Annotated in this window: 24 protein-coding genes; 4 read left to right on the top strand and 20 right to left on the bottom strand. The window is 62.0% G+C overall.

Annotated elements, in window-relative coordinates; all coding sequences use genetic code 11:
* Positions 1-37: 37 nt before the first annotated feature.
* The gene (yajC, locus tag HB676_RS28465; protein WP_213741815.1) at positions 38-403 is read right to left on the bottom strand and encodes a preprotein translocase subunit YajC; all 366 of its coding nucleotides are present in this window, start codon (positions 401-403) and stop codon (positions 38-40) included.
* A gap of 191 nt (positions 404-594) precedes the next feature.
* Between yajC and HB676_RS28460 the strand changes: the two genes are divergently transcribed.
* Complete coding sequence (locus HB676_RS28460; RefSeq protein WP_213741814.1) at positions 595-1,587, top strand: ATP-binding protein; 993 nt, start codon at positions 595-597, stop codon at positions 1,585-1,587.
* A 181-nt stretch (positions 1,588-1,768) separates the two neighbouring features.
* Here the strand turns inward: HB676_RS28460 and HB676_RS28455 are convergent, their stop codons facing one another.
* Together HB676_RS28455 and HB676_RS28450 are read right to left on the bottom strand one after the other, a co-directional pair.
* A complete protein-coding gene (locus HB676_RS28455) occupies positions 1,769-3,118 on the bottom strand; it encodes a peptidoglycan DD-metalloendopeptidase family protein (RefSeq protein WP_213741813.1) in 1,350 nt (449 codons plus the stop codon).
* 108 nt (positions 3,119-3,226) lie between these two features.
* Positions 3,227-3,877: a protein-L-isoaspartate(D-aspartate) O-methyltransferase gene (locus tag HB676_RS28450; RefSeq protein ID WP_213741812.1), complete on the bottom strand. Its 651-nt coding sequence runs from the start codon at positions 3,875-3,877 to the stop codon at positions 3,227-3,229.
* A 288-nt stretch (positions 3,878-4,165) separates the two neighbouring features.
* Here HB676_RS28450 and HB676_RS28445 point away from each other — a divergent pair, with 288 nt between their 5' ends.
* Positions 4,166-4,543 carry a response regulator gene (locus HB676_RS28445; protein ID WP_213741811.1) on the top strand — a complete coding sequence of 126 codons (378 nt, stop codon included), beginning with the start codon at positions 4,166-4,168 and terminating at the stop codon, positions 4,541-4,543.
* 45 nt (positions 4,544-4,588) lie between these two features.
* Here the strand turns inward: HB676_RS28445 and surE are convergent, their stop codons facing one another.
* The 13 genes from surE to HB676_RS28380 form a co-directional block, all read right to left on the bottom strand.
* Positions 4,589-5,356: a 5'/3'-nucleotidase SurE gene (gene surE, locus HB676_RS28440; RefSeq protein ID WP_213741810.1), complete on the bottom strand. Its 768-nt coding sequence runs from the start codon at positions 5,354-5,356 to the stop codon at positions 4,589-4,591.
* Between the two features lie 163 nt (positions 5,357-5,519).
* Positions 5,520-5,759 carry a response regulator gene (locus HB676_RS28435; protein ID WP_213741809.1) on the bottom strand — a complete coding sequence of 80 codons (240 nt, stop codon included), beginning with the start codon at positions 5,757-5,759 and terminating at the stop codon, positions 5,520-5,522.
* A 208-nt stretch (positions 5,760-5,967) separates the two neighbouring features.
* A complete protein-coding gene (locus HB676_RS28430; protein ID WP_213741808.1) occupies positions 5,968-6,435 on the bottom strand; it encodes a hypothetical protein in 468 nt (155 codons plus the stop codon).
* 99 nt (positions 6,436-6,534) lie between these two features.
* A complete protein-coding gene (gene serS, locus HB676_RS28425; protein ID WP_213741807.1) occupies positions 6,535-7,905 on the bottom strand; it encodes a serine--tRNA ligase in 1,371 nt (456 codons plus the stop codon).
* Between the two features lie 175 nt (positions 7,906-8,080).
* Positions 8,081-8,905, bottom strand: a complete 825-nt coding sequence (gene tatC / locus HB676_RS28420) for a twin-arginine translocase subunit TatC (RefSeq protein ID WP_213741806.1) — start codon at positions 8,903-8,905, stop codon at positions 8,081-8,083.
* Positions 8,902-9,411, bottom strand: a complete 510-nt coding sequence (gene tatB / locus HB676_RS28415) for a Sec-independent protein translocase protein TatB (RefSeq protein ID WP_213741805.1) — start codon at positions 9,409-9,411, stop codon at positions 8,902-8,904. The genes tatC and tatB overlap by 4 nt, the downstream gene beginning before the upstream one ends.
* A gap of 176 nt (positions 9,412-9,587) precedes the next feature.
* A complete protein-coding gene (locus HB676_RS28410; protein WP_213741804.1) occupies positions 9,588-9,824 on the bottom strand; it encodes a twin-arginine translocase TatA/TatE family subunit in 237 nt (78 codons plus the stop codon).
* A gap of 169 nt (positions 9,825-9,993) precedes the next feature.
* The gene (scpB, locus tag HB676_RS28405; RefSeq protein WP_213741803.1) at positions 9,994-10,710 is read right to left on the bottom strand and encodes an SMC-Scp complex subunit ScpB; all 717 of its coding nucleotides are present in this window, start codon (positions 10,708-10,710) and stop codon (positions 9,994-9,996) included.
* Positions 10,711-10,731: 21 nt separating this feature from the next.
* Positions 10,732-11,562, bottom strand: a complete 831-nt coding sequence (locus HB676_RS28400) for a ScpA family protein (protein WP_213741802.1) — start codon at positions 11,560-11,562, stop codon at positions 10,732-10,734.
* A complete protein-coding gene (gene nagZ / locus HB676_RS28395) occupies positions 11,559-12,587 on the bottom strand; it encodes a beta-N-acetylhexosaminidase (RefSeq protein ID WP_213741801.1) in 1,029 nt (342 codons plus the stop codon). The genes HB676_RS28400 and nagZ overlap by 4 nt, the downstream gene beginning before the upstream one ends.
* A gap of 47 nt (positions 12,588-12,634) precedes the next feature.
* Positions 12,635-14,122: an SPOR domain-containing protein gene (locus tag HB676_RS28390; RefSeq protein WP_213741800.1), complete on the bottom strand. Its 1,488-nt coding sequence runs from the start codon at positions 14,120-14,122 to the stop codon at positions 12,635-12,637.
* A gap of 116 nt (positions 14,123-14,238) precedes the next feature.
* Positions 14,239-16,032, bottom strand: coding sequence for an arginine--tRNA ligase (gene argS, locus HB676_RS28385; protein ID WP_213741799.1), 1,794 nt, complete (start codon positions 16,030-16,032; stop codon positions 14,239-14,241).
* 58 nt (positions 16,033-16,090) lie between these two features.
* On the bottom strand, positions 16,091-17,305 hold the full coding sequence (locus HB676_RS28380; protein WP_213741798.1) for a deoxyguanosinetriphosphate triphosphohydrolase: 1,215 nt from the start codon (positions 17,303-17,305) through the stop codon (positions 16,091-16,093).
* A gap of 109 nt (positions 17,306-17,414) precedes the next feature.
* Between HB676_RS28380 and erpA the strand changes: the two genes are divergently transcribed.
* Both erpA and xth read left to right on the top strand, forming a co-directional pair.
* A complete protein-coding gene (gene erpA / locus HB676_RS28375) occupies positions 17,415-17,744 on the top strand; it encodes an iron-sulfur cluster insertion protein ErpA (RefSeq protein ID WP_213741797.1) in 330 nt (109 codons plus the stop codon).
* A complete protein-coding gene (gene xth / locus HB676_RS28370) occupies positions 17,744-18,535 on the top strand; it encodes an exodeoxyribonuclease III (RefSeq protein WP_213741796.1) in 792 nt (263 codons plus the stop codon). The genes erpA and xth overlap by 1 nt, the downstream gene beginning before the upstream one ends.
* Before the next feature lie 23 nt (positions 18,536-18,558).
* On the opposite strand, the gene HB676_RS28365 is transcribed toward xth, so the two are convergent.
* The 4 genes from HB676_RS28365 to HB676_RS28350 form a co-directional block, all read right to left on the bottom strand.
* Positions 18,559-19,377 carry a tetratricopeptide repeat protein gene (locus HB676_RS28365; RefSeq protein ID WP_213741795.1) on the bottom strand — a complete coding sequence of 273 codons (819 nt, stop codon included), beginning with the start codon at positions 19,375-19,377 and terminating at the stop codon, positions 18,559-18,561.
* A complete protein-coding gene (gene ilvD / locus HB676_RS28360) occupies positions 19,364-21,088 on the bottom strand; it encodes a dihydroxy-acid dehydratase (RefSeq protein WP_213741794.1) in 1,725 nt (574 codons plus the stop codon). The genes HB676_RS28365 and ilvD overlap by 14 nt, the downstream gene beginning before the upstream one ends.
* Positions 21,089-21,438: 350 nt before the next feature.
* The gene (locus HB676_RS28355) at positions 21,439-21,651 is read right to left on the bottom strand and encodes a hypothetical protein (protein WP_213741793.1); all 213 of its coding nucleotides are present in this window, start codon (positions 21,649-21,651) and stop codon (positions 21,439-21,441) included.
* Between the two features lie 190 nt (positions 21,652-21,841).
* Positions 21,842-22,054: hypothetical protein (locus HB676_RS28350; RefSeq protein WP_213741792.1), on the bottom strand; the 213-nt coding region annotated here is incomplete at its 5' end.

Here is a 22,054-nt window from a genome sequence, read left to right as displayed (position 1 = left end):
CCGTTAAATTCTGGAATATGCGCGATCGGAAATAGCGCTAACTCGCCGAGCTGTCTTCCTTGGCGGTATCAGCTTTTTCCTTCGCCGGCTCGCCCTTGGCGCGGACGCCGGAGATCATCTGGCGCATCTGCCGCACGCGCACACCGTCGGAGATTTCGAACTCGATCTGGTCGTCATCGACAACCTTGGTGACCTTGCCGACAAGGCCGCCCGTCGTCACCACGGTGTCGCCGCGGCGGATGTTCTTCACCAGTTCGGCGTGATCCTTCACCTTCTTTTGCTGCGGTCGCAAAATCAGGAAGTACATGATCACGAAGATCAGCGCGAACGGCAGCAGCGACATCAACATGCTGTTGGTGTCACCGGCGCCCGCAGCCTGGGCAAACGCGGGGGTAATCAGCATTCGGACAATCCTTGTGAAACGGGAATGGACCGGCAGCGCCTGAGCGTCAAGCCGGTCCGGGCAAATTCGCGCGGACTATAGCGGCCGCGGTCCCAATTGCAACGCTGCCAGACCGCTCATTTGGACCGCTTGCGGCCCGCTTGCAGGCTCCTTGCAGGCCCGTTAAGGGTGCGTCGTCAGAAAGGCCAAAGATGTCGAAAAAACCCAAGAAAACAGCCAAGAAAACCCCTAAGAAAACAGCCTCTCGCGCCGCTTCCAGGGCGCCTCAACGAAAATCGCCGGCTGCAGCGGCAAAACGCCCCGCGGCGACCTCCGAACATGCGACCTCTGAGCGGATTGCGCATGCGCTCGAATCCATTGCGGCGCACCTTTCCGCTGCATCGCCAAAATCCTCTACGGCCGATTCACTCGACCACGCCGACGCCTTTGTCTGGCATCCAGATGGACGACTCGCGCCGGTGCCCCGTGTCAGCCGCGTCGAGATCGGCTTGCTCAAAGGCATCGACCGGATGCGCGACATCCTGATCGAGAATACCGAACGTTTCGCCGACGGGCTTCCGGCCAACAACGCGCTGTTGTGGGGCGCGCGCGGCATGGGGAAATCGTCGCTGGTGAAGGCGGCGCATGCCAGCATCAATGCCAACCGCAAACCTGCCGACCGAGTGAAGCTCGTCGAGATTCATCGCGAGGACATTGAGAGCCTCCCCGCCCTGATGGATCTCGTGCGCAATTCGCATTTCCACTTCATCGTATTCTGCGACGACCTGTCGTTCGACGGCAATGACGCCTCCTACAAATCGCTCAAGGCGGTGCTGGAAGGCGGCATCGAGGGCCGTCCGGAAAACGTGATCCTGTACGCAACCTCCAACCGCCGGCATCTGCTGGCGCGCGAGATGATCGAAAACGAGCGCTCGACCGCGATCAATCCCGGCGAAGCGGTCGAGGAAAAAGTGTCGCTGTCGGACCGGTTCGGACTATGGCTCGGCTTTCACCGCTGCAGCCAGGACGAATACCTGGCGATGGTCCGGGGCTATTGCGGCCATTTCGGCATCAAGCTCGCGGACGAGCAGCTCGAACGCGAAGCCCTGGAATGGTCGACCACGCGGGGCTCTCGTTCCGGACGTGTCGCCTGGCAGTTCACGCAGGAACTGGCAGGACGGCTGGGCGTGAAGTTGAAATCCTAAATTGGCATACGCGGGCGAAAGCTCGAAGCGCGTCTTCGCGCTAGGTGACCCGCGTATCCATCTTCACGCTTCACAAAATGCATTTTGAAAAATGATAGATTGCCGGGTCATAGGCGAGCGGAAGCGACGCCGTCCTTTGGACGGCTACGCCCGGCAATGACGATCAACTAAAACCGCTAACTCACGCCCCGTTGAGAAACTGCAGCGGGTCGACCGGCGACGAACCCTTGCGGATTTCGAAGTGAAGTTGCGGCGAGCCGACTTCACCTGATTGCCCGGACTTGGCAATGATCTGGCCACGCTTGATGGTGTCGCCACGCTTCACCAACAACTCGCTGGCATGGGCGTAGGCTGTGACATAGCCGTTGGAATGGCGGACCAGAACCAAGTTGCCGTAGCCCTTCAGCTCGTTACCCGAATAGGCGACAACGCCGTCTTCGGCCGCCTTCACCGGCGTGCCTTCGGGCACGGCGAGATTGATGCCGTCATTGGATTTGCCATTGGTCTTGGCGCCGTAGCTCGTGATCACCTTGCCGCGCACCGGCCAGCGGAACGTCGGCAGGGCACCGGTGGCTTCGGCAGCCTTGACAGGATTTTCAGCCGCAGTCTCCTCGGCGGTCGGCGCAGCTTGCGCCAACCGGACCTTCTGTTGGGGATCGGGCGTCACCGCAGCCATCTTGGTCGCGGGCGCCGCCAGGGGCGCGGCGACCGGCGCCGTGGCGACGACAGCAGGCTGCGCAACCGGCACGGCGGAAGCTGTCTTTGCACCGGGCACCGTCAGCTTGGTGCCGAGCTTGAGGTTCGCGGAAGGTGCAATGCCGTTGGCTTTCGCCAGTTCGGCGGCCGAAATGTGATTTCGGCGCGCAATACTGAGCAGAGTATCGCCGGGATTGACGACGTGAACCGAAGGCGCAGCCACGGTTGCGACGGCAACCGGTTTGCTCACGGGAGCAGCCAGCACGGGCGCCGCAGCGGCCACCGCGGCCGGATGCGGAATGATCAGTTGTTGACCGGGCGACAGCGCGCGCGGACCTTTATAGCCATTGGCCTGCAGGATTGCCGCAGATGAAACATTATAGCGGCGCGCCAGACCTTCCAGCGTGTCGCTGGTGCCGACGATGATTGTCGTGCCCTGCACCGGAGCGTGGGTCGCGGCAACCGAACGCGGCGCAACACTGCCGGTGGTTTCGATCCGCGGGCTGGCCGGCGGGCTATACGAAGCCAGTCCGCGCCCTCCTCCGGACACGCCGGCGTTCGCGGCCGGATAAGACTGCGGAGCGGAGATCGGAGGCGGCAGGGCCTGCGACTGATATTGTGGCTGCTGATATTGCGGACGGGCGTATTGCGGAAGTTCGCGGCGCTCGGCCACAGGGGCCTGCTGCACCGAACCGGTTGCATCCGATTGAAAAGGATTTTGTGAAAGGCGCGACGACATGTCGGCGCTGCAACCGGCAAAACCAATCGACATCAGCGCCAGTACCGCGACGTGCGGTGTACGGCGCGAGCAAAGCAACTCGACGACACGGGGCATGGTTACTCACTCGTACGCAACAAATTACTGTTTTGAGTAAACACGTCTTGAGTAAACAACCGCTTAAGCCCGCGAATAAGACGTTGGCGGGACAGCCGATCCGGGGTTTTACAGCTCGCGGGCAATCCCGGGCAGCGCCGGCACGAAACGCACGTCGACGAGATCCTTGCGCTCAAAACCCCCGCCGGTCCTGACCAGCCGGACCAGGGTTTGGGTACCCTGATGCGGACCGACCGGGGCGATCAGGACTCCCTCGGGCTCGAGCCGCTGCGCCAGCGCGTCAGGAATTTGCTCCATCGCAGCGGTCACGATGATACGGTCGAAGTCCCCGGCCCCGGCCGGGATGTCGAAGCCGTCACCCAGCATCACCTCGACATTGTCGCAGCGCAGCTTCTCGAGCCGCGCCCGCGCGCTGTCGGCCAGCGTCCGGTACCGCTCGATCGTCAATACCTGCCGGCACAGCCGCGACAGGATCGCGGCTTGGTAACCCGAACCGGTCCCGATCTCGAGCACGCGGTGATGGCGGCGCAACTGCAATTGCTCGGTCATGTAGGCCACCACAAAGGGCTGGCTGATGGTTTGTCCGCAGGCGATTCCGAGCGCGCTGTCGCGCCAGGCGTCGGCGCGGTCGGCGGCCGCGACGAACTGATCGCGCGGAATCTCTTCCATGGCACGCAGCACCGCCTGATCGCTGATCCCCCGCCGCCGCAGGTTGAGCTGAAACATCATCTTTTCCGGCGGCTTCTGGCTGGTGGGCATCTTGATCCCGTCTGGAGCCTTATCGGTTCTGATCGTCACGCGCGTCGGGCCTTGAGCCCGCGAAGTCCAACAAGGTGATGCCATAGACGCTGCCGGCTTAAGGAAATATTTCGCCCGGAATCGCTGTTCCCGGGTGGGAACCCAGTGTACATCTTTGGCGTTAGTGCGCCTGACGATCAATCCTGCTCGACTGGCAAGCTAAAGCGGCTGTCGAGGGTGTATGCTCGCTTGACTTGACAGCGTTATTTGCGAACCTTTCGGCTTGGGACGGGCAAGGATTCTGACATCATGACTGCGACGCGACCGCCGGGCGGTTCAGTGTTTCTCGTTGAGGACGAGGTCATGATCCGGATGATGGTAGCCGATATGCTCGAGGAGCTGGGCTACCGCGTCGCCGCCGAGGCCGGTGAGATCAACGAGGCCATCCGGCTGGTGCAATCCACCGAATTCGACCTCGCAATCCTCGATGTCAACGTCAACGGCAAGGTGATTTCACCGGTCGCCGACCTGATCAAGGCGCGCAATCGTCCCTTCATCTTCGCGACCGGCTATGGCTCGTCCGGTCTTCCCCCGGAGTACCGCGATCGCCCCGCGTTGCAGAAGCCGTTCCAGATCGAGACCTTGGCGAAGATGATCGATGCGACGCTGAAGAGCGCGGCGGTTTAACGAATCTTCGGCGTTGTTCCGGCGCGGGCCGGACGACGACTGCTGCTATTTCAACGTCGCGGTCAGCGCTTCCGAAAACGCTTCGTCGGTGCGGTCGAGCCGCAGCGGTGTCACCGAGACATAACGCGCGGCCAGTGCGGCCAGATCAGTCCCCTCGGCCGGTACATCGACCTGCGCCAGGCGTTCGAAGCCGATCCAGAAATAGGGATTGCCGCGGCCGTCGCGCCGCTGGTCGACTTTCAGAAATCCGAGATTGCGCTTGCCCTGTCGCGTCACCCGCACGCCCGCAACCTGATCCGACATGCAGGACGGAAAGTTGACGTTGATCACGGTATTTTTGGGTACGCCGGCGTCGAGCACCTTGCGCAGGATCGGCGGTCCGAATTTCAGCGCCGTATCCCATAGCGGCGCGTTGCGCGTCTCCATGCTGAATTCCTGCGACAGTGCAAACGAGGGAATGCCCAGAATAGTGCCTTCCAGTGCGCCTGCGATGGTGCCGGAATAAACGACGTCTTCCGCGACATTGCGGCCCTTGTTGACACCCGACAGCACGAGATCCGGCATGGTTTCGCCGAGGATGTGGCGCGCGCCCATGATCACGCAATCGGTCGGTGTGCCCCGCACTGCGAAGTGACGCGGCCCGACTTCACGCAGGCGCAAGGGATCGTTGAGCGATAGCGAATGCGATACACCGGACTGGTCGAGTTCCGGCGCGACCACCCAAACATCGTCCGATAGCGCGCGTGCGATTTCCTCGACAATCTTCAGGCCGGGGGCATGAATGCCGTCGTCATTGGTGCAGAGAATTCGCATCGGCTTAAAGGCTCTTTTCGGTCGATTCCGGGGCGGTGATGCGCCGTATTATCCGGCTATCGCCCTTAGAGCAAACCCGGCCAATTCAGGGAACGCCTGTCAAAACAACGACCTCGCCGCCGCGATTGCACTGGCGACTGGCGGTTTCACGCGCGGTTTAAGCTTACGTCGGCGGTTTGAGCTCGCCGGCGAGCCAGCCCTTCGCGCGCGAACGCATGGGATCATCAGATCCGATGATGGTTTGAACGCGACCGCATTTGCGGCATTCGAAGGTACTGGTACCACGGCCGTAGCGTCCCATCTCGTGCTTCGACAACAGCATGCGATCCTGCCGGCAGTCCGGGCAGCGGGGACGCTCGATGGCTGCAATATGCGCCGAAGATACCGGTTGATATTCAGGCATGACGCATCCTGGTCTGTAGTACCGAACCGCCGTCCTCCGGTTCTGAAACCGTTGTGACGTCTCAGTATGACATTTTCATCGTCGCACGCGGTGACAAGGCAGACGCATCCACAAAAACCATAGGGTCGTGAAATTATGCGATTGCGAAAGTGAACAGCCCCGCCTCCGATCATGGCGAGTGCAATTCAAATACGAACTATTTGTTTTTTCAGCGGCCGTGGACGCGAATACGCCACACCGGAAGAAATTTCGCGCGCGAGCCTTCGATCCGCAAATCGAAAGCCCCAACCACCGGCTTCGGCGGCGGTTTTATCAGCTCGCCCGCAATGTCATCCCTGGAAATACCGTTCTTGGGAATATCGTTTTTGGCGACGGTATTTTTGGGAACACTGCTCGCCAATCCCGAAACAATCAGCTCCGGCGGCGCAGGCGGCGGCACCGGCGGCTCCTTTCGAGGCGGCTCGGGATAATATTTGCGCGCAACCGAAAGCGCCTTTTCGAAATCCTCACTGTTGAGCCATGTCAGCGCGCGGGTGCTTTCCAGCACGCCGTCTTCCCACAGCCTGGCGGCCTCGATATCGAACTTGCCCTTCTGCTTCTGGTCGCAGGCCTGGATACCGCTGCCAGTGACGGCCCATTGCCGGCCAACCCAGTAGATGTCGCGATGAAGGGCCATCGGTATTTTGTTTCCAGAAAAAAACAGAAACAAAGATACCGGGACGCGCCGCCTTCGCAACAGCGAAGGCGGGGTCTGGCGCGACAAAATGCCCGAATATTATGGCTCGCGGGCGATGACTTTCACGCCGCCCATATAAGGCTGCAACACGTTGGGAACGGCGATTGATCCGTCTTCCTGCTGGTAAGTCTCCATGACCGCGATCAGCGCGCGGCCCACGGCGGTGCCGGAGCCATTGAGCGTATGCACAAAACGCGGCTTGCCGTCGGGTCCACGATAGCGCGCATCCATGCGCCGGGCCTGGAAATCGCCGCAGACCGAACAGCTTGAGATTTCCCTGAACGCACCGCCCTCGCCCTGCCCCGGCATCCAGACCTCGATGTCATAGGTCTTTTGCGACGCAAAACCCATGTCGCCGGTGCACAGCGTCATAACCCGGTAATGAAGCTCAAGCCGCCGCAGCACTTCCTCGGCGCAGGCCAGCATGCGCTCATGCTCGTCCTTGCTGTTCTCGGGCGTCGAGATCGTGACCAGTTCCACCTTGGTGAATTGATGCTGGCGGATCATGCCGCGGGTATCGCGCCCGGCGGCCCCTGCTTCCGCGCGAAAACATGGCGTCAGCGCGGTGAGCCGCATCGGCAGTTCTTTGTCGTCGAGAATGGATTCGCGAACGAGGTTAGTCAGCGGGACTTCGGCGGTGGGGATGAGTCCGAGGCGTTCACTTTTCAACTTGCCGACACGCTCAAGGCGATCAGCATCCGTCGCATCGCGCGCATTGACGGCCGCAAGCGATTCTCCGTTGACCGCCCAGAACTGATCGTCCTCGAACTTCGGCAATTGACCCGTGCCGAACATTACATCGTCGCGCACCAGCAATGGCGGATTCACTTCCGTGTAGCCGTGCTCATTGGTGTGCAGATCGAGCATAAACTGCCCGATCGCGCGCTCCAGTCGCGCCAATCCTTTCTTGAGCACCACGAAACGCGCGCCGCTTAATTTGGCGGCCGCCTCGAAATCCATGTAACCGAGCGCGCCGCCGAGATCGTCATGCGGTTTCGTCTTGAAGGCATAATCGCGCTTCGCGCCGAAGACATGCCGCTGCACATTGCCGTGCTCGTCAACGCCTTCAGGCACCTCATCCAGCGGTAGATTCGGAATCGCCGCCAATTCCGTGGCTAGTTCCTCATCCGCCGCTTTGGTCGCAGCTTCCAATTGCGGCATCGTGGTCTTGAGTTCGGCGACTTCGGCCATCAGCTTGGCCGCGCGTGCGTCGTCCTTGGCCTTCTTGGCGTCGCCGATTTCCTTCGAGGCGGAATTGCGTCGCGCCTGCGCCTGCTCCGACTCCATGATCGCCGCTCGCCGCTTCTCGTCGATCGCGAGCAGCGATGCCGACAATGGCGCCAGCCCGCGCCGCTTCAGCGCGGCGTCGAAGGCGGCGGGATTGTCGCGGATCGATTTGATGTCGTGCATGGTTTCAATTCCTGCGTCATGACGGAGCAAAAGCGCGAAGCGCGTCTTCACGCAAAGCCCCGGCCATCCACGTCTTTGCTGCCTTAGATCAAGTCGTGGATGCCCGGGTCAAGCCCGGGCATGACGAATCATGGGCAGCGCGACGTCATGATAGGTGAAACGCAGATCGTCCGGCCTATTCCGCCGGCGACGGATCGGGCGGCGGGGCTGCCGGTGGCGGCGTGGTACCGGTCGCCTTGGCAGCGGCGGCGCGCTTTTCCACCATGCGCACGGCGATGATCGAGCCTTCGTACAGCGCCAGCAAGGGGATCGCGAGCGAGGCCTGGCTGAGCACGTCGGGGGGCGTCAGCACGGCCGCGATGATGAAGGCGACCACGATGAAATAGCGGCGTTTTTCGCGCAACTGTTTCGAAGTAATGATGCCGATCCGGCCCAGCAGGGTCAGGATCACCGGCAACTGGAACGCGATGCCAAAGGCGAAAATCAGCGACATCATCAGGGACAGATATTCGCCAACCTTGGGCAGCAACTGGATTTGCGCGGTCTCCGTACCACCGGCCTGCTGCATGCCGAGCGAGAAGCGCACCAGCATCGGCAGCACCACGAAATAGACCAGCGTCGCTCCCAGCACAAAGAAGAACGGCGTCGCGATCAGATAGGGCAGAAACGCGCCGCGCTCGTGCTTGTAGAGGCCGGGCGCCACGAACTTGTAGATCTGCGCCGCGATGATCGGGAACGAGATGAACCCTGCCCCGAACAGCGCCAGCTTCAACTGGGTCAGGAAATATTCCAGCAAGGCTGTGTAGATGAACTTCGAATTCTCAGGGCCCGCGATCCAGACGAACGGCCATACCAGCACGTTGTAGATCTGCTTGGCGAAGAAGAAGCAGAAGATGAAGGCGACGCCGAACGCGAGGAGTGCCTTGATCAGCCGCGAACGCAGCTCGATCAGATGATCCATCAGCGGGGCTTTACTGGCTTCGATATCCTCGGCGCTCATGACGCTTTGGCGTCCCGCGGCGGCTCGGCCTCGACGGCGGCAGGCTGGGTATCCTGATGCACCGGCTGCGGCGAAGGTTCGTGCATTGAAGCCTCGTGCGTGACCGCGGCGGGCTGCGACGCCTCAGCTACGGTCGCGCCGGACAGGCTGGTTTCCACTGACGCTTCGAGGCTCGGTGTTACCGGCGTTTCGGCGCTGGCCGCGGGCTTGTCGATGTCGTCGATCTTCAGCGCGTCACCGACATCCTTGTGCAGCGAAGTCATGATGTTGCCGCTGGTAAAACCGGTGGCGGCTTCCTTGACCTCGTCAAAGCTCTTTTTGAGGTCGGCCATTTCGGCCTCGCGCATGGCTTCCTGAAACTGGCCCTGGAATTCGCCGGCCATCTTGCGCGCCTTGCCGATCCATTGCCCGACCATGCGCAGCACGCCCGGCAATTCCTTCGGGCCGATGGCGATCAGCGCGACAACCGCGATGACGACGAATTCACTCCACCCGATGTCGAACATGAAAAATTCCGCTCACGCGAGGCAATCCCAGCCCACTATCTCCTGAACAAGAAACCCTGCAAAGGATATGGACCGCCCGCGTCTTTCCTCAACCTGTCTTGCCGCACGCCGGTCGCAAGATCAACGTGCCGCGGCAAGGTTGCCGAAAACATGCGCCGGGATAATCAGCAGCCCTCTTAGACCGCCTTGCTGCCGACATCCGACCGCGTGGCAGGGGACGGCGTTGCCGTGTGATCGAGCGTCTTCACGGGCTCGGGCTTTTCTGCAGTCTTTTCATCGTCCTGCATGCCCTTCTTGAAGGCCTTGATGCCCTGAGCGACGTCGCCCATCAGATCCGAAATCTTGCCGCGGCCGAACAACAGCAGGACGACTGCGATCACGACGATCCAGTGCCAAATGCTAAGCGAACCCATCCTGCAACCCTCCAAACACATGAGGCCGGCGACCCGGCCTGATCCAGCCGGAAAGTAGGCTTTGGAGGTGTCAAAAACAAGGACTTAAGCCGCGTCAAATCCGCGTTCCGTCGCCACCGTTAATGTGCGCCCTGCGGCCCGCTCACGGCATCATCGCAATGGCGACGGATTAGCTTCCGTCGCCGCTTTCCGGTTCGACCGCAGGCGCCAGCGCCAGTTCAAGGTCGCCGATCTCCAACGGATCCTCGTCATCGCGCAAGGCGGGGTCATCGGAGGGCGCCGGAACGCTGAATCCGGAGGGCAACCGCGAATCCAGCAGACCCGTTCCCTTGAGTTCCTCGAGACCCGGCAGATCGCCAAGCGCCTCCAGGCTGAACTGCGACAGGAAGGCTTCCGTGGTTCCGAATGTCAGCGGGCGTCCCGGCGTCTTGCGGCGGCCGCGCGGACGAATCCAGCCGGTTTCCAAGAGAACATCCAGCGTTCCCTTGGAGGTGATGACACCACGGATTTCCTCGATTTCGGCGCGCGTGACCGGCTGGTGATAGGCAATGATCGCGAGCATTTCGATCGCCGCCCGCGACAGACGACGCGTCTCGGTGCTTTCCCGCGTCATCAGCCAGGACAGGTCGCCAGCGGTGCGGAAGGTCCATTTATTGGCAACGCGAACCAGATTAACGCCGCGCGAGGCGTAATCCGCCTGCAACTGGGCCAATGCTTCCTTGATGTCGACGCCTTCGGGCATCCGCTTTGCGAGCGTCGCCTGATCGAGCGGTTCAGTGGAAGCAAACAACAGCGCTTCCAGGAGCCGCAATTCCTCGGGCCGCGCTTGCGGATCGACAGCGTGATCCTCGGCATCGTCGATGCGCTTTTCCGCCAGGCTTGGCATGGCTCGGTCTCCTTCTTCCACTTACTCGGCCGGCAGATCCGGCGCGGTCATCGCGTCGGATGCTGGTTGCGGCTGACGCTTTCGAAAAAACAGCGGCGCGAACGCCTCCTGCTGGTGCAGTTCGACCTCGCCTTCCCGGACCAGTTCCAGCGCCGCAGCAAAGCTGGACGCGAAAACCGTGGCCTTTTGGCTGGGATCGACGACGTAATTGATCAGGTATTCGTCGAGGCGGCTCCAGTCCTCGGCCATGCCGACCAGACGCTCCAGCGACGCCCTCGCCTCGCTCAGCGACCACACCGTGCGCTTGGCCAGATGCACCGTGGCCAGCACGTTCTGCTGGCGCTGCGCAGCATAGGCGCTGAGCAGATCGAACAACGTCGCGGTAAACCGGGGATGACGGACCTCGGCGATCGCTTCGGGATTTCCGCGCGGGAAAATATCGCGCTGCAATTGCGGACGGTTCATCAGCCGGTTCGAAGCTTCGCGAATGGCCTCCAGCCGGCGCAACCGGTTGGCGAGTGCGGTCGCCATTTCCTCGGCGCTCGGTCCCTCCGCGGTGGCGGGTTCGGGCAACAGCAGCCGGGATTTGAGGAACGCGAGCCACGCCGCCATCACCAGATAATCCGCGGCCAGTTCAAGGCGGATTTTCCGGGCTGCCTCGATGAACACCAGATACTGATCGGCCAGCGCCAGGATAGAAATCTTGGCGAGATCGACCTTCTGCTGTCGCGCCAGCGCGAGCAAAAGATCGAGCGGGCCCTCATAGCCCTCGACGTCGACGACCAGCGACGGTTCGTCATCCGCGAGTTCCGCGGGCCGTCCGGTTTCAAACGATAGAATTTCTGCGCTCATGCGCTTGCCGTCCCTGCCCGAGTAATCAACGCATCCAGTTCAATCCGCGCCGCGACCCGATCGAACGGTTGCGGGGCGCGGCGCGACGCCAACGCCGCTTTGGCGCGTTGCAGCGCCTTTCCGGTCAATTCAGGTGTCTCAGCCGCCACTTCGCGCATTTCATCGAGTTTGCCGTTGCAGTGCAGGACCACATCGCAGCCCGCGGCAAAGATGGCCCGGGTCCGCTCGGCGATCGACCCCGAAAGCGCATTCATCGACACGTCATCACTCATCAACAAACCTTGGAACCCGATCACGTCGCGAATCACCTGTCCGATGATTGTCGCAGAAGTCGTGGCCGGATGGGCGGGGTCTAGCGCGCTAAACACAACATGTGCGGTCATCGCCATCGGCAGGTCGGCAAGCGGTTGAAATGCAGCGAAATCAGTCCGTTCAAGCTCTTTTTTTGACGTATCGACCTCCGGAAGCCGGAAATGCGTGTCCGCAGTCGCCCGTCCATGCCCGGGAATGTGCTTGAGCACCGGCAAAACGCCGCCCTGCTCCAGCCCCTCGGTGACCGCGCGCGCGATCGCGGCGACCTTTCTGGGCTCGGTGCCATAGGCCCGGTTACCGATCACGGCGTCGGCGCCGGCCACCGGGACATCCGCCAATGGCAGGCAATCGACGGTTATCCCGAGATCGGCGAGATCCGCCGCGATCAACCGCGAACTCAACCGGGCCGCCGTGAGGCCAAGCGCGGGGTCGATATCGTAAAGCGTGTCAAACACCCCTCCCGGCGGATAGACCGGCCAATGTGGCGGGCCGAGGCGCTGGACCCTTCCGCCCTCCTGGTCGATCAGAACAGGTGCATCCGCCTCGCCGACAGATTTGCGCAACTCTTGAACAAGATGAATAACTTGCTCTGGTGTTTCAATGTTCCGTTTGAATAGGATAAATCCCCACGGGCGCTGCGCGCGGATGAATTCGCGCTCGGTGGCGCTCAGCTCCGGTCCGGAAACGCCTGTGATGAATGCGCGGGTGTTCATAGCGGCCGATTAGACCGCTGATGGCACAGGGGTCAAGGAAACGGCCGTTAATTCCTTTGGACGACGCACTGTCCGCCGGCAGACGTCAGGCTGCCACAGAACTGTTTGGCTTCGTCGGGCGAGCCGAACGGGCCGACCATGGCGCGGTAGTAAACGCCTTTGTCGCCCAAATCCGCACGCTTGATCACGGGGCTGCGCGATCCCAACACTGACGGGAACTTGCCCTGTAAGGCCCTGTAGGAAGCCTGTGCGTCGGCTTCATTCCGTTGCGAGGAGACCTGGACCAGATATCCACCGCCGGCGGCAGCACTCGGCGCGGCTTGCGGGGCGATCTGAACGGGTGTGGTCGCGGCCATCCGGGTGGGAGCCGGCGGCAGGGCTGCTTGAGCAGCGGCCTGGGGCGACAGCGACAGCGGCGCATTGGCGGTCGAATCATTGGCATTGGCCGCTGCCGGCGGGATGCGCTGCGCCGCAGCGGTTCGCACCGCCGGCGCGGACTTGGCGGCCGCTGCGGATGTTACCGGCACCGCAGCGCTATCCGGCTGATCGCCCCGAACCGAAAGCGTTCTGACTTTCCGCGGCTCTGCATTCGGCAGCGTACCGTTACCTGCGTTGGTCGGCTGCGGTGGCGCGTTCGGCGTTACACTCGCCACCGGCGGCGGATTGCCGTTCTGGTTCAGTGGCGGAAACACCACGCGCGGACCGTTCTTGGCATTCAGATCAAGCGGCGTTTCCTCGCGCGGGACGATCTTCTCCATGCCGTCACCGGCGGCCATGCGATCAGGCAATTTGGAACTGCCGTCAGTGGGCGCCGGCACGATCTTGGTCGGGCCCGCATCGGCCCGGATGATCGGCGGCTCGCCGCTACGGGGGGATCCGACATAGGTCCGGTAAGCCAAGGCGCCTCCCGTCCCCAGCACCGCCAGCGCAAGTACCCCGACCACGGTCGCCAAGCCGCCGCGACGCTTCGGAGCGCGCTCTTCGACACCGTCGTCATAGCCGTCCTGATAGGCGTAAGCGTCATCCGCGTAGACCGCGTGCTGGGTATCCTGCGCGCCGGAATCGAGCGCGCCGTACAGCGCATCGTCATAGCGCGCCGGATCGGGATCATATCCGTCGTCTGCCAATGGCAGCGGCGGCGCCGGATGATACTCCGGCTCAGGCTCTGGCGCCGCTTGCGGGACCGCATAACGGTGCAGCGGATGCACGGAACTCGGATAATCCGGCGCACTGGGATAATCCGCCGCTGGCGGGGGCGGTGTTTCCTGCCTGGCGGCGCGCTGCATCCACGGCGGCGGACCCGCCGGGGGCTCCTCCACCGGCAACTCATATTGATCGTGCTGATCGTGATCGGCAACATGCTGCTGGAGCGGCAGATTGGCCCGTCCCATACTGCCGAACGGATCGGTCTGACCGATCAGACGCGCGAGTTCTGCCAACGGATCGCTATCACCCTTGGCCGACGCATACTGATCCCCGCCGTGACCGTAATCATCGTCGGCGGGAAAAGGTCTGTCCTGATATCGATCAGCCATCGTGATGATGCGTCCCCTTCGGGAAAGCCGCCAACCCACCCATTTACAAACGAACCGGCTCCTGCCGGATACCCCTCACAGGTCCCCAAACCTGCGTGAGCGACGCTCGCTTCTGTTCAGCGCATCTCGTTCGGGGCATCGACGCCGAGAACGGCAAGCCCGGATGCCAGAACCGAGACGACGCCCTGAACCAATGCCAGCCGCGCCTTTGTAATCTCTGCATCATTATTGATAATGAAGCGTAAATAGGGCAAATCGCGCCCCCTCGTCCACAGCGCATGAAATTCGCTGGCGAGATCATATAGATAAAAAGCGATTCGGTGCGGCTCATGCGCAACCGCCGCCGCCTCGATCATCCGTGGGTACAGTGCCAGCAGCCTGAGCAGGCTCAGTTCCGCGGGGTCGGTCAACCGCTCAACCACGGCATCCCGCAGGAACGCCGCCCGCGCCGAGGTTTCTTCCGGCAGTTCCGGGATCACTTCCCGCCCGTTGCGGAAGATCGAATGCCCGCGGGCATGTCCGTACTGGACGTAGAAGACCGCATTGTCCTTGGACTGCTCGATCACCTTGGCGAGGTCGAAATCCAGCACCGCGTCGTTCTTGCGGAACAGCATCATGAACCGCACAGCATCGGAACCAACTTCGTCGACCACTTCGCGCAAGGTGACGAAATCGCCGGAGCGTTTCGACATCTTCACGGGTTCGCCGTTGCGCAGAAGCTTGACGAGCTGCACGATCTTGACGTCGAGCGTTGCTTCGCCCGACGTAACCGCCTTGATCGCCGCCTGCACGCGCTTGATGTAGCCGCCGTGATCCGCGCCCCAGACATCGACCAGATTGCGGAATCCGCGGTCGAACTTGTTCTTGTGATAGGCGATATCCGAAGCGAAATAAGTATAGCTGCCATCGGATTTGAGCAGCGGACGATCGACGTCGTCGCCATAGGCGGTGGCGCGGAACAACGTCTGCTCGCGATCCTCATAGTCCTCGACCGGAGCGCCCTTCGGCGGCGGCAGGCGGCCTTCATAGACGTCGCCCTTGGCTCGCAGATGGGCGATGGTCGCCGCAACCAGATCGGTCTTGCCTGTGATCAGCGAGCGTTCCGAAAAGAACACCTCATGCTTGATGTTGAGCGCGGCGAGATCGCCCTTGATCATGTCCATCATGTCGGCGATGGCCTTGCTGCGCACCGTCGGCAGCCACTCGGCTTCCGGCAGCTTCAAGAGCTTGTCGCCATGCTCATCGGCCAGCGCCTGCCCGACCGGTTTGAGATAATCGCCGGGATAAAGCCCTTCCGGAATTTCGCCGATGTTCTCGCCAAGCGCCTCGCGGTAGCGCAGGAACGCCGAGCGGGCGAGCACATCGACTTGGGCGCCGGCGTCGTTGATGTAATATTCGCGCGTCACCTCAAAACCGGCGAAGTCCAACAGGCTCGCCAGCGCATCGCCGAACACCGCACCCCGGCAATGCCCGACATGCATCGGCCCGGTCGGATTGGCCGAGACGTATTCGACATTGACCTTCTCGGCCGCACCCGCCGTGCTGCGCCCATAGGCAGCGCCCTGACGCAGCACCGTGCGCAGCGCATCCGACCATGCCGAAGGCTTCAAGGTGAGATTGATAAAGCCGGGACCGGCGACCTCGACGGAGGCGATCAGATCGTCGCTCCGCAGCCGCGCGGCGATCGCTTCGGCAAGATCGCGCAGCTTTGTCTTGGCTTCCTTGGCGAGGACCATGGCGGCATTGGTCGCCATGTCGCCATGTGTCGCATCGCGCGGCGGCTCGACCACGATCCGCGACAAATCGATCCCCGCGGGCCATCCGCCCTCCGTCGCCAGCACGCCGCACACCGCATGCACGCGCGCCAGCACGTTGGCGAAAAGATGGGGCGGTGAAACTTTGTCGGTCATGAGCCTTTAAGGGTGTTGGGAATTGCGCCTGATATTGCAGGCTTTCTAGGCCCGCCGCCTAACGCAAATCCGGGGTCGAGTCAAAAAGCCTTTGGTGTTCGGTGATGGCAAAACGGTCAGTCATCCCGGCGATGAAGTTGCCGATACGCCGGGCCCGTTCGGTCTCGGTTTCGCGGTTGCCGCCCGCGGGCGGTAACCATTCCGCCGGCAGATCGGCCGGGCTGTTCTGGTAGCGCGCGAACAGATCGAACAGGATCCGTTCGGCGTCCCCCATGACCCGCATCACCCGCGGATGCCGGTACATGCGAAGTTTCAGAAACGCCTTGATCTCGGTCTCCGCCTGCGCCACCGCGGCCGGAAACGCGACCAACACCTCGCCATGATGGCGGACCTCCTCGGCCGATTTCGGCATCGCGGCCTGCAGCCGGCGTTGTGCCTCGAGGAAGACCGCCCCGATCAGATGCGAAATCAGCTCGCGCACCAGTTCGGCGCCGCGCCTGACGTCATCGAGACCGGGATAGTGCGCATCGATATCGGCGATCATCTGGGCTGTGAGCGGCATGACCTTGAGATCGTCGACCGTGAACAGACCGGCGCGCAGACCATCATCGATGTCGTGGGCGTCGTAGGCGATATCGTCGGCGATGGCGGCCACCTGCGCCTCCAGCGACGCAAAGCTCCATAATTCGAGATCGTAGGCGTTGATGTAGTCGGCAATCCCCAAGGGAATGCCGTGGTCGCTATATCGTCCCGTGGGGGTTCCATCTCGCAGCGTCAGCGGGCCGTTGTGCTTGACGATGCCCTCGAGCGATTCCCAGGTCAGGTTGAGCCCGTCGAAATCAGGATAGCGATGCTCCAGCGAGGTCACGACCCGTAAGGTCTGCGCGTTGTGATCGAACCCGCCGTGATCCCGAAGACAAGCATCCAGCGCCCGCTCGCCGGCGTGACCGAACGGCGGGTGGCCAAGGTCATGCGCCAGCGCCAGGGTTTCCGTGAGATCCTCGTCGAGGCCGAGCTGCCGGGCCAGCGCGCGGGCAATCTGGGCCACCTCCAGCGTGTGGGTCAGCCGGGTGCGGTAATGATCGCCTTCATGGAACACGAAAACCTGGGTTTTGTGCTTCAAACGGCGAAATGCAGTGGAATGAATCACCCGGTCGCAATCGCGCCGGAACGGGCTGCGGGTCCGGCTCGGCGGCTCTTCGAACAGCCGCCCGCGGCTGCGGTCGGGATCGCAGGCATAGACCGAGCGAGGAGCAGCCATTCCGACTGACACGGCGTATTATCCCCTAAAGGTTTGATTCCGGTGCCCGGCGCACTTAACTATGCTGAACGCCGGATACCAGCTAATTTGGATATGGCGTCCGCCACTGGAGATTTCGTCCATGACCACAGCCGTCACCATCAGCGAGCGGGCCGCCCGCCGCATTGGGGAAATCCTCAAAACCGAGGGCGATGGCGCCATGCTGCGGATCAGCGTCGAGGGCGGCGGCTGCTCCGGTTTCCAGTATAAATTCGACGTCGAACGCGCGCAGGCCGAGGACGATCTGGTGATCGCGCGCGACAGCGCCGTGGTGCTGGTCGATCCGGCCTCGGTGCCGTTTTTGGCGGGCTCCGAGGTCGATTTCGTCGATGACCTGATCGGCGCGTCGTTCCGGGTGGTCAATCCCAACGCCACCGCATCCTGCGGCTGCGGCACCAGTTTCTCGATCTGATGCGCATTGCGACCTGGAACGTCAATTCGGTCCGGCAGCGGATCGATCATCTTGTGACCTGGCTTGGCGATTGCGCACCCGACATCGTCTGCCTGCAGGAGATCAAATGCGTCGACGAAGCGTTTCCGCGCGAGGCGATCGAGGCGCTCGGCTACAACGTCGTCACCCACGGCCAGAAGACCTTCAACGGCGTGGCGCTGCTGTCGAAGCTCCCGTTTGAAGAAACCACCCCCCGCCTCGCCGGCGATGACGACGACGTCCATGCCCGGTTTCTGGAGGGCGTGGTCACGCTCAAGCATGGTGTGCTCCGGGTCGCCTGCCTTTATCTGCCCAATGGCAATCCACCGGAGACAGAGAAATACCCCTACAAGCTCAAATGGATGTCGCGGCTTCTTGAATATTCGAAGCAACGGCTTCTAGCGGAAGAGCCGCTGGTGCTTGCGGGTGATTTTAACGTCATTCCCAAGGCCGAGGACGTCCATAATCCTGCCGCCTGGGTCAACGACGCCCTGTTCCGTCCGGCTACCCGCGAGAGCTTCCAGTCGCTGCTGGGGCTCGGGCTGACCGACGCGCTGCGGGCCGTGAACGATGCTCCCGGGCAATATACGTTCTGGGACTATCAGGCCGGCGCCTGGCAGAAGAACCACGGCCTGCGCATCGATCATCTCCTGCTGTCACCGCAAGCCAGCGACCGGCTGGTCGATGTCGGCATCGACAGCTATGTGCGCGCTTGGGAAAAACCGTCGGACCACGTGCCGGTCTGGATCGATCTGGACCTGGAGACGGCGTAAGTCCGCCCCCTCGCCCGACCCGATCAATCCTTGCGGCCCTGCACCCAGTGCTCGAGCATCTGCAGCGCCATCGCGCGGTCGTCGTCGGACGCTTTCGCAATCGCCTTGTTGTAGCTGTCCTTGATCCAGGTCTCGTCCGCCGTGGCGCTGTCGCGCGCCAGCGTCAGCCACATCAAGCCGCGGGCGGCCTGACGTGGCAGTTGGTCGCCGTTGAACAGCATCTGGCCGAGCATCGCCTGGGCCTGATGCTGGCCCTTCTGGGCGGCCAGACCGAGCCAGCGCGCGCCATAGCGGAAGTCGTCGCGCGAGGAGCCGGCGCTCTTGAGGTACAGCCGGGCCAGATCGTATTGCGCATCGGCGTTGCCGAAATACGAAGCCGCATAGGAGAACATTTCCCGCGCCCGCTCCGGATCGGACTTGATCTTCGAATTGGGAATGCCGTTCAGATAATAGCGGCCGAGCGCGACAAACGCCTTGGCGACGATTGCCGCCTGCGGCGCCGACGGGCTGTCTTCGGCATGCGCATTGGCAATGCGGCTGAAATATTCGAAGGCGCGCAAATCGTCCTGGGTGACGCCGTCGCCATCGGCATACATCCGCCCGAGCTTGAACTGCGCGATCGGGTGGCCGCCTTCGGCCGCATATTGCAGCGAATTCAACGAAATGTCCGTTGTGGACGGTGGAACCGCCTTCTTCAAGGTACCGGCGGTGCCGGGCTGGGCCGAAACCACCGGGATAGCCGTATCCTGGTTGACCGGCGCGCCGTCGAAGGCGAACGCGGGGGCGGCCACCGGAGCGGCCCCCAACATCAACGCAAAAATGATACGCCTAGATGTCCGCATAACACTGTTTCTCGTGCGCGCCGCCCGGATGGGTCACAGCCCCATCCACCGCGGGTCCAACCTGTTGAGCATACTTCCACAGCGCGCCTGACGTATGATGGGTCGCGCGAGGCTTCCATTTGGTCTTGCGTTCAGCCAACTCGGCGTCGGTCAACTTTACGTTAAGTACCCCGACATCGGCGTCGATTTCGATGATGTCACCATCCTGCAACAGTGCGATCGGGCCGCCGACCGCCGCTTCCGGCCCGACATGGCCGATGCAGAAGCCGCGGGTCGCCCCGGAGAACCGGCCGTCGGTGATCAGGGCGATCTTGCCGCCCATGCCCTGCCCGGTCAGCGCCGCCGTGGTCGAGAGCATCTCCCGCATGCCGGGGCCGCCACGCGGTCCCTCATAGCGGATCACGATGACCTCGCCTTCTTTGTAGGTTTTCTTCTGGACGGATTCGAAGGCATCTTCTTCGCGATCGAAGCAGCGGGCGGGTCCGGTAAATTTCAAATTCGACATACCCGCAACTTTCACAATCGCGCCTTCTGGCGCGAGATTCCCCTTCAAGCCAACAACGCCACCCGTAATGGTGATCGGCTTGTCGGCGGGGCGCACCACGTCCTGGTGCGGATTCCACTTCACGCTTTTGAGGTTTTCGGCGATCGTGCGGCCCGTGACCGTTAAACAGTCGCCGTGTAAATGGCCGTTATCGAGCAACGTCTTCATCAGAAGCGGTATGCCGCCAACCTCAAACATATCTTTGGCGACATAACGACCGCCTGGCTTCAAATCCGCGACATATGGTGTCTTTTTGAAGATTTCCGCGACGTCAAATAGATCGAACTTGATGCCGCATTCATGGGCGATCGCCGGCAGGTGCAGCGCAGCATTGGTCGAGCCGCCCGAAGCGGCCACCACGGCGGCGGCATTCTCCAGCGCGCGGCGGGTAACGATGTCGCGCGGCCGGATATTCAGGGAGATCAGCTCCATGACCTTTTCGCCGGCAGTCATGCAGAACGAGTCGCGGATTTCGTAAGGCGCGGGCGCCCCAGCCGAATAGGGCAACGCCAGCCCGATGGCTTCCGATACCGTCGCCATGGTGTTCGCGGTGAATTGTGCGCCGCACGCACCGGCGGACGGGCATGCCACCCGCTCGATTTCATCGAGATCCTCGTCGGACATCTCGCCGACCGAATGCTTGCCGACGGCCTCGAACATGTCCTGCACCGTAACCTGCTGGCCGCGGAAATTGCCGGGCAGGATCGAGCCGCCATAGATGAAGATCGAGGGCACGTTGAGGCGGACCATCGCCATCATCATCCCCGGCAGCGACTTGTCGCAGCCGGCCAGACCGACCAGCGCATCATAGGAATGGCCGCGCATGGTCAATTCGACGGAGTCGGCGATACATTCACGCGACGGCAGCGACGAGCGCATGCCGTCATGGCCCATCGCAATACCGTCGGTCACGGTGATGGTACAGAATTCGCGCGGCGTGCCGCCGGCGGAGGCGACGCCCTTCTTGACCGCCTGGGCCTGACGCATCAACGAAATATTGCAGGGAGCGGCCTCGTTCCAGCACGACGCCACGCCGACGAACGGCTGGTGAATCTGCTGGGTGGTCAGCCCCATGGCGTAAAGATAGGAGCGATGCGGCGCGCGTTCCGGACCTTCCGTCACGTGACGGCTCGGCAGTCTTTTCTTGATATTGGTCTTGGCGTCCATCGCGAACCTGTTTCCCCAGCCATCGTCTCGAACCAGGAAAATCGGGAAATTTTCCCATCGCCTGCACGAGCGCCGTGGCCGTTGGCCTACGGAGAGATGATTTCACGGAGGGGTGTGGCTAAAAAGCGGCGCGAACCAAAACTGGGTTGTATGAAGCTTAAATCGTCGAGAACTGTTGCGCCCAAGCAACAATCGTGGCTCGAAAGCAACCATTTTGTGCCCAACTGGCACATCGCCGTCACGTCGGCCGCCGGGCCAAGATCCAAAAGGAGCCGGCCAAAAGAAAAGGACCGGTCACCTGCGACCGGCCCTTCCTTTGGAATATCCGCGCTAACGGACGGGGCTGAAAATCAGCGCCCGGCCGGTGCCGATACGCCACCACCGTAGCTGTAGCCCGAGGTCGCCCACTCCGCCGGCGCCGCGGAGGCGTTGGTGTCGCGGTATTGCGCGCTGGTGTTGGCGCGATGGTGTACCTTGTTCTGCTGCTCGGAAGCGGCCGCAAACTGAACAGTCGACAAAGCAATCAAAGCTACACCGGCAATCGTCAAAATCGTCGTCTTCATTTTCTTCTCCCATTGACCCAGTCGCGGTGCGAGGCATCGTGTCTCGCGCGTGTCGCGCTGTGTTGATGGGAAGTAGGGACGGAGCAAGACGTTTGTTACTGCGCACAACATCACGAAACGGCGAGCATTTTTTTTGATCAAAAAATTTTCCGGCTAGTTATTCAGCAGCGAATCTTTTCGACCGATTCCATTAGGCATAACGCGGATCAGAATCTCTTTTCGTTATGCGGCGCGGGGAAATTCCGACCTTGTCCTGAAGCGTTTGCGAAAATTTTATCTCATGAGATGACGCGATCATACCAAGGAATGAGGCGGCACAAGAACGCGCCATCATCACGAGGTGCGCTGTGTTGTCGCGGCTGTGACGATGAGCCCTCTCTCCCCCGCTGTCGGGTAGCGCCGA

The organism is Bradyrhizobium sp. dw_411, assembly GCF_018449695.1.
Classification (GTDB): Bacteria; Pseudomonadota; Alphaproteobacteria; order Rhizobiales; family Xanthobacteraceae; genus Bradyrhizobium.
This window is presented reverse-complemented; position numbering and strand designations above follow the sequence as displayed.

Bases quoted from the DNA above. Each gene is read 5' to 3' on its own strand.
- yajC (WP_213741815.1), bottom strand. From the start codon at position 403: ATGCTGATTACCCCCGCGTTTGCCCAGGCTGCGGGCGCCGGTGACACC.
- HB676_RS28460 (WP_213741814.1), top strand. From the start codon at position 595: ATGTCGAAAAAACCCAAGAAAACAGCCAAGAAAACCCCTAAGAAAACA.
- HB676_RS28455 (WP_213741813.1), bottom strand. From the start codon at position 3,118: ATGCCCCGTGTCGTCGAGTTGCTTTGCTCGCGCCGTACACCGCACGTC.
- HB676_RS28450 (WP_213741812.1), bottom strand. From the start codon at position 3,877: ATGCCCACCAGCCAGAAGCCGCCGGAAAAGATGATGTTTCAGCTCAAC.
- HB676_RS28445 (WP_213741811.1), top strand. From the start codon at position 4,166: ATGACTGCGACGCGACCGCCGGGCGGTTCAGTGTTTCTCGTTGAGGAC.
- surE (WP_213741810.1), bottom strand. From the start codon at position 5,356: ATGCGAATTCTCTGCACCAATGACGACGGCATTCATGCCCCCGGCCTG.
- HB676_RS28435 (WP_213741809.1), bottom strand. From the start codon at position 5,759: ATGCCTGAATATCAACCGGTATCTTCGGCGCATATTGCAGCCATCGAG.
- HB676_RS28430 (WP_213741808.1), bottom strand. From the start codon at position 6,435: ATGGCCCTTCATCGCGACATCTACTGGGTTGGCCGGCAATGGGCCGTC.
- serS (WP_213741807.1), bottom strand. From the start codon at position 7,905: ATGCACGACATCAAATCGATCCGCGACAATCCCGCCGCCTTCGACGCC.
- tatC (WP_213741806.1), bottom strand. From the start codon at position 8,905: ATGAGCGCCGAGGATATCGAAGCCAGTAAAGCCCCGCTGATGGATCAT.
- tatB (WP_213741805.1), bottom strand. From the start codon at position 9,411: ATGTTCGACATCGGGTGGAGTGAATTCGTCGTCATCGCGGTTGTCGCG.
- HB676_RS28410 (WP_213741804.1), bottom strand. From the start codon at position 9,824: ATGGGTTCGCTTAGCATTTGGCACTGGATCGTCGTGATCGCAGTCGTC.
- scpB (WP_213741803.1), bottom strand. From the start codon at position 10,710: ATGCCAAGCCTGGCGGAAAAGCGCATCGACGATGCCGAGGATCACGCT.
- HB676_RS28400 (WP_213741802.1), bottom strand. From the start codon at position 11,562: ATGAGCGCAGAAATTCTATCGTTTGAAACCGGACGGCCCGCGGAACTC.
- nagZ (WP_213741801.1), bottom strand. From the start codon at position 12,587: ATGAACACCCGCGCATTCATCACAGGCGTTTCCGGACCGGAGCTGAGC.
- HB676_RS28390 (WP_213741800.1), bottom strand. From the start codon at position 14,122: ATGGCTGATCGATATCAGGACAGACCTTTTCCCGCCGACGATGATTAC.
- argS (WP_213741799.1), bottom strand. From the start codon at position 16,032: ATGACCGACAAAGTTTCACCGCCCCATCTTTTCGCCAACGTGCTGGCG.
- erpA (WP_213741797.1), top strand. From the start codon at position 17,415: ATGACCACAGCCGTCACCATCAGCGAGCGGGCCGCCCGCCGCATTGGG.
- xth (WP_213741796.1), top strand. From the start codon at position 17,744: ATGCGCATTGCGACCTGGAACGTCAATTCGGTCCGGCAGCGGATCGAT.
- HB676_RS28365 (WP_213741795.1), bottom strand. From the start codon at position 19,377: ATGCGGACATCTAGGCGTATCATTTTTGCGTTGATGTTGGGGGCCGCT.
- ilvD (WP_213741794.1), bottom strand. From the start codon at position 21,088: ATGGACGCCAAGACCAATATCAAGAAAAGACTGCCGAGCCGTCACGTG.
- HB676_RS28355 (WP_213741793.1), bottom strand. From the start codon at position 21,651: ATGAAGACGACGATTTTGACGATTGCCGGTGTAGCTTTGATTGCTTTG.